Raw genomic sequence first — 6,500 nt, 5'->3', positions numbered from 1 at the left:
CATGATGGCAGGCATGGAATGGGGTAAGCTGACTGTCATGCCGCGTCTATGGGGTCGTATCCTAAAAGAGGGTAATGACGTACAGCCTGATGACAACCCAGACATTCTAGATTATTACGGCTATGGCGATGTAAAATTCCTATATCAGCTGGATAATAACAAAAACATCTCAGGCACAGTCCGCTACAACCCAAAAACAGGAAAAGGTGCGCTACAGCTAGACTACGTACATCCTATCGGTAATGGCATCAGCGGCTATGTGCAGCTGTTCCAGGGTTATGGTCAGTCGCTGATCGACTACAACCACGAGGCCACATCGATCGGTGTGGGTGTGATGTTAAACGACTGGATGGGTCTATAAATAGGCGTCCAAATCGTCCTGCGCGTACCGAATTGGTGCGCGTACCTCCTTATTTTTTGGCAGTACAGGCGCAAAGATGGCATCGTCTTTGTGCCTTATGTCATGAACCTGTTTATTCTTATGTGCACCATGCGTCTAAAGATAATCAAGCCAAGATTGGTAGATTTAAACTGTTCAAGAGTATTGCCAATACCAACCTACTTTGTGATACTTGCCATCATCTGATGACATGGCGACTGCCACCTGTGCGCCTCAAAGCATTAACTGACGTCTCTGACAATCCTGGATTTTTTCATTTATATTTTGCCACACATTATCAATATCCTACCAATCAAGCGCTTAATCAGTTCAAAGATCATGAGAATCTCTCTGCATTGATGATACTGGTTCATACGCTGCGCCAATTACCAAAGCCCGTGGGCTGTCATGCCAAGAACACCGCCATCATCCCTATGCCGACTACCGATAAGCGATTGGTAAAGCGTGGTTTTTATCCTGTGATGGTGCTTGCTAAATGGTTGGCATATCATTGGGAATTGCCCATTTGGCAGGGTCTAAGTCGTATTGCTGATAGCGATCATCAGCGAGGGCTGGGTCGGCAGGCGCGACTTGATAATATTCAAGATGCTTTTGTGTTAAATGACGCACCACCTGTAAGGCAGCTGGTATTATTTGATGACGTGGCGACCACGGGTACGACGATTCAGGCAGCAGCAGGTGCAATCATGAGATATTCACCGGATATAAGAATCATCGCAGTGTGTGCTGCACATGGTACGGCACAGATGTCGCTGCTACAGACCAAGGAGGGATGATGCGCGCGCAGATGGGTTTTAGTTTGATTGAGGTGTTGGTGGCGCTATTGATTCTGTCTATGGCGGTGCTTGGCTTTTTGATGGTGCAAATGAAATCACTGCACCAAAGCCAAAGCGCTACCATGCGCGCGCATGCAGTATCAGCGATGAGTGCTCAGGCGGAATTATTAAGAGATGTAACAGATGATGCTCGAGAGGATTATGAGCGACTGCTGAATCAGCTAAACCAAGGTGTAGGGATCGACCAGATGAATCATTACCAAAAATCCATCCTAGCGGTGAGTCTGCCTTGTCACACCAAAAGCTGCAATGAAGAGATGTTTGTCAGACATCAAGGATTACAGATCGCCAAAGCTGCTGCTGCGCATGGCATTCGCCTTAATATCTTGCCATGCAACAACCAGCGATGTCTCATCGCAGCGTGGGGCGAGACGCCTGCACGTATCGCCGTTAATGGCTGTATGAATGCAAACGGCAGCATCAACCCAGGTGCGACGTGCATGACCATGGTGGTGCACTAGATGAAGCATGCGCGTGGATTTACCTTAATTGAGATGATGGTGGCGCTATTCATTGGTGTGGTGATTGCATTGATGGCAGGGCAATTATACATATTAAGCATGCGCACAGCGATAAGCCAAGAGCGCGCTGCCGAAGAGATTAATCATCAGTCCTTTGTGCTGCCCAACATGATTAGTAATGTGCGCTTAGCTGGGTTGGGTATTGATGGCTCGGTGCTAGATCGTCCAAATCCTATGGGCGTGCTGATCGATGCAGATCAGCTTTCAAGACAAGAAACCCCTAACAACATTGACCGCTATCTGACAGGTGCATCTAGGGCAGGCCGAGTCAATCGAATCAATATCCCATCTGAACAGCTTACCATCATCTATCGTGCACCGCAGGAAATGTGGGACTGCGAGGGAGATATCGCTCTAGGTCCCAGACGTGTGCGTCTAAAGGGTGGCGAGATGGCGCAGGTGGGTGGACAAGTGGTAATAGAGCGGTATTTTGTGCAGATGGATGATGTTGTGATGAATCTACGCTGTGATGCCGCTCGGTTTGTACCTGAGAGTATTAAGCGCGACAGTACAAGAGATCGTAAATTCTCCCAAAGTTCAACAAGCTACATTAATGCCATCATCGACGCTGATGCCAAAGATACCAAAAAGGCTAACGTCGTATACGGACTGGGCGGGCAAGGTGCAATCATGGCGAGTCATGTGGAGGGATTATGGGTGCAATTGGGCGTCCAAATGCCCGACGGCATTCGCCTGATGACCATAGCAGATTATCAAAAATCAAAAATACAAGAACCGATTGTAACGATCAATCTGGCACTGCTGAGCCGTTCGGTAACGCCATTGTCTGATGGTGAGGCACCAGCACAATCGTTTGATGTATTTGGCACGATGGTTCATGTAAACGAGGACGGCGCCAATTACGACAGACAGCTCCATCAGGTGAGTATCGCCCTAAGAAATGCCAAGTATGCAGGAGATGCACCATGAGATATGGGTATCGCAGGCGAGAGGGTGGGTTTGTGCTGTTAATTGTACTGGTGGCGGTGCTGTTGGTTGTCGGTCTCTCTGCGCTAGCCATTCGCCAAAGCCTTAATGACACTCGATTGTCTTTTACAACAGGTAAGGCGAATGAGCTGTTTGTGTCGGCAGATGCGCCGTTGGCGATGCTAAAAGATGGACAGATATTAACCGTCGATCAAGGCATGCTTGATAAGCTCATCTCTTACCATCAGAATCTACCAAGCGATGACAACCTTGTGATTGCGCATTTATGCTACGATCCAGCGTTGGGTCGGGGTAATTTTGTGCCATCTAGAATGGTGATAATGCCTGCTTCCATGACATGCCAAGATAATCAAGTATTGCTTTGGCTGTCTTTGCGTGCAGATACGGGCGATGCGGATGATTTTAGTCATGCGCCATCAGGTGTGCCATTGGATGATTTGCAGGCGGTGGATGATGTGGATTGGACCAATTACCATCTTACGGTGTATGTGCTTGCAGCTGAGAGGCAAATAGATGGCAGCTGTACCACAGAGCCAATGCAAGCCAAGCGATGCCTTATGGATGAAGGCATCATGCATCAGATGCTGGTGCAGGAGTTTTATTATGGTTATGAATAATCGGCTCGTTAAGGCTGGTTTGGTGTTTCTGATATTCATCTCTGGCATTACTACGAGCTGGGCGCAGCTATTTACCCAAAGTGTATTGGCGGATGGATCCTGTCTGAGCGCGCCGACATTAACCAGCATGATGGCGCATGACAATCACGCCTATGTCACCGCGTTGTATCCTACCGAATATGGGCTGGAGGGTAATCTTCTAAAATATCGCACTCAATCGGGCATCATTATGGATAGAAATAACCTGCCTATTTATCGTAATGGATCTGTGGCTTTGGGTGCTGATCTGTGGGCGACAGGTTTGAACTTTAACCAATTTGGCACCAAAGGCATGCTATCGCGACATAAGTCGGATGGCTATCTATGGATGCCTGCTGATAAAAGTAGCAACAAGCTTATCAAGGTGTCCCCCGACAATGTCAATCTGCCATCAGGCTATACAGATGATGAATTGCAACACATCAGGCGCGCTATCGGTATTGATTCGTCCACCGTACCGATTGGTGCGGTTATCTACCCGCCGAGCATTCATACGCCCACAGGTGTGATGATCTATGGTGATTCATTGGGCGTGCTGCGCATGGTGGATGCATCGACAGGTGGGCAAATCATGGCGTACATGCCTCGCCGAATTCTTGGTGCGCAACTTGGCGTGGATGCGCAGTGGTCGCTGCATGAGGTGCGCACGGATGGTAAAGCAAGACTGATTGCAATTGGTGGTTTTGGTCGGAGTGCCGCAGGAATGATGGCATTGGATGTAACTGATGTCACCAAAGGCGGCTCGCCCAAGGTGCTCTATGACATCGCACCAAATGCTAACTTCGATCGTCTAAGCTATATTCATGCGCCCATTTCTTTGGGATATATTAAACAGACGGATCAGAGCCGTGCGGTATTTGTCTTTGGTGGCGGCGTGGATGGCTGCTATGAGAACAATGTAGCGAGTTGCCAAAAGTCTGCCGCGAATGGTGCTGTCATTTATGTCATTGATGCGCTAACTGGTCAAAAAATAACCGAGTGGCAAAATGACAGCTTGAATCTTAAAGACATGCGCCACAGTTTCGGCAGTGAGCTGACCTTAGTGGATAGGCAGCGTGATGGCATGTTTGATCATGTCTATGCCGCAGATTTGGGCGGACAAATTTTTCGTATTAATGTCGGTGCTGACTTCATGAGTGCGCAAGCAGTGCGTATCTTTCATGCCAATGATGACAGCTTGCCGATATTTGATAAAAATCGCGCTCATTTTTATCAAAAGCCCATTGTTAGTATTTATCCCTCTGGTGATTATGCGGCACAAATGGGCGCTAAGCGATTTGCGCTGATAACTATTGCCTCGAATGATCAAAGTATCGTAGATGGCAAGCCAAATCATGTTTATGGCATCTTTGATAAAGGATTGATCAATCGTGAGCGTTATTCTCCCATCTCAAAAAATCAGCCCGAACCCATCAGCCCTGCAAGCGCACCATCACAAAGATCCATCGCACATTCTGCAGGCTGGTATCATAAGCTTCAGATTAACGGCAATGATGCGGTGACTGTTATGGGCGGAGGGGTTGTTGTACCAACATCCAAACGCTCATCTAAGCGCGGCGTGCATGGTATGTATCAGTTAAGTGTGATTCAACCTAAGGCTTGCCCGTCTGACACGATAAGTCAGCTGCAGACTTACTGCTTGCCATTTGGCATGTGCTCGCGCGATACGTCGTTACTCTCCAATCAGAATGATGCACCAATCAATAATCAAAGTGCATTGATATCACCCATCATTCAAGGCGGTTGGACGGCAGGCGCGATGGTAAATGCCCATAGCGGCGCGACGTCTTGGCAGTTGTTGCGTCCAAGTGTGGATGATCGATTAGATATTGATGGCGTTGATATGAATGATCCTGATGAGCCTAATGCTGAGAATAATACGCTCGCCATGCAAATGCTTCGCACCATTCGTCCGACACGTTGGTATGACGTAAGAAATATTGGCGATAATTATTAATTTTGGAATAAATCCGCTGCTGATCGAATTTGTACGATGGCTTATTGTAAGCATTAAGCTTATATTGGACTGACAATAATTGGCAGTTGGTGTATGGTGGACATTGTACAATTTATGTAAGCAATTTCGCTTTTGTTACCCAAATGCGTACAACAATGATTATAAACTATCCAAAGCTATACAAAACCATCAAAACATCGCTAGACAAACCCATCAAAATCGTTTTAATTTTAAATAGACTCACAACAAACAACACGGACTAGATGTGAGATTAATTAAATGAGTTAAGCTCACACGGTTTGTATTTTAGGAGAAATCTATGAAAACCCTTAAACTATCAATGATCGGTGCAGCCGTACTACTATCAACTAGCGCGATGGCGAATGTTGTGACTGATACAGGTGCAACGTTAGTGGATGGCACTAAGACATTCTTTAAAACTGCAACCAAACCTGCGGCAGTGAGCCTGGAAGTAGGTTCGTTAGGTTATGGTGCTAACATCGCATGGGCTGCCAACGATCGCGTTGAACTGCAAGCAGGTTGGGCTGGTGGTAACATCGCAGAAGCCATCAACGATAACTTCGATGCTAATGGCGTAAACTACCAAGTAGAGACTGATTTTTCTAACCCATACTTAGGCGTACAGCTTCGCCCAGCGGCGAACTGGTTTACCGTTGGTGCAGGTGTGATTGTCCCTGATAACGAAATCAAAGTACGTGCTAATCCAAGTAGCAATGGTACTTATCGTATCGGTGGTGTGGATTATGATCAAAATGAAGTTGGCACTTTGGAAGGTACCCTTGAGCACCGCAATAAATTAGCGCCTTATTTGACCGTTGGCTTCCGTCCAAACATCGGCAATAACTGGGGTGTATTTGGTGAAGTTGGTGCTACCTATCTAGGTAAAGCAGATGCTAATATCACTGCAAACGGAACAGGTCGTGCAGCTGATGTTAATGGTCAGAATGAGATGTCCGTTGATTCTTTGGCAGCTCAAGCAGAGCGTGACATCGAAGCTAAAGACTATGCAAACTGGTTCCCAATCGTAAAAGTTGGTGCAACTTACCGCTTCTAATCAGATCTTTGATAAAAACAGCCCGTTTATTCGGGCTGTTTTTATTTTGATATTCTAGAAGTAATAAGTTCACTTTCGCATAGTTAAATAAATAAGCCCAAGATAAT

Annotated in this window: 7 protein-coding genes; all 7 read left to right on the top strand. The window is 46.7% G+C overall.

The window, feature by feature from the left end; translation table 11 throughout:
- A partial coding sequence (locus tag GY683_RS01235; protein WP_297287023.1) for a phospholipase A occupies positions 1–361 on the top strand: 361 nt, incomplete at its 5' end.
- 32 nt (positions 362–393) lie between these two features.
- Complete coding sequence (locus tag GY683_RS01230; RefSeq protein ID WP_297287022.1) at positions 394–1,176, top strand: hypothetical protein; 783 nt, start codon at positions 394–396, stop codon at positions 1,174–1,176.
- Positions 1,176–1,697 carry a prepilin-type N-terminal cleavage/methylation domain-containing protein gene (locus GY683_RS01225; protein ID WP_297287021.1) on the top strand — a complete coding sequence of 174 codons (522 nt, stop codon included), beginning with the start codon at positions 1,176–1,178 and terminating at the stop codon, positions 1,695–1,697. The genes GY683_RS01230 and GY683_RS01225 overlap by 1 nt, the downstream gene beginning before the upstream one ends.
- Positions 1,698–2,687, top strand: a complete 990-nt coding sequence (locus tag GY683_RS01220) for a PilW family protein (RefSeq protein ID WP_297287020.1) — start codon at positions 1,698–1,700, stop codon at positions 2,685–2,687.
- The gene (locus GY683_RS01215; protein ID WP_297287019.1) at positions 2,684–3,322 is read left to right on the top strand and encodes a hypothetical protein; all 639 of its coding nucleotides are present in this window, start codon (positions 2,684–2,686) and stop codon (positions 3,320–3,322) included. The genes GY683_RS01220 and GY683_RS01215 overlap by 4 nt, the downstream gene beginning before the upstream one ends.
- A complete protein-coding gene (locus tag GY683_RS01210; protein WP_297287018.1) occupies positions 3,309–5,318 on the top strand; it encodes a PilC/PilY family type IV pilus protein in 2,010 nt (669 codons plus the stop codon). The genes GY683_RS01215 and GY683_RS01210 overlap by 14 nt, the downstream gene beginning before the upstream one ends.
- 319 nt (positions 5,319–5,637) lie before the next feature.
- The gene (locus tag GY683_RS01205; protein WP_297287017.1) at positions 5,638–6,393 is read left to right on the top strand and encodes a hypothetical protein; all 756 of its coding nucleotides are present in this window, start codon (positions 5,638–5,640) and stop codon (positions 6,391–6,393) included.
- Positions 6,394–6,500 lie beyond the last annotated feature (107 nt).

Source organism: Moraxella sp. (assembly GCF_024227015.1).
In the GTDB taxonomy this organism is placed as follows: domain Bacteria; phylum Pseudomonadota; class Gammaproteobacteria; order Pseudomonadales; family Moraxellaceae; genus Moraxella.
This window is presented reverse-complemented; position numbering and strand designations above follow the sequence as displayed.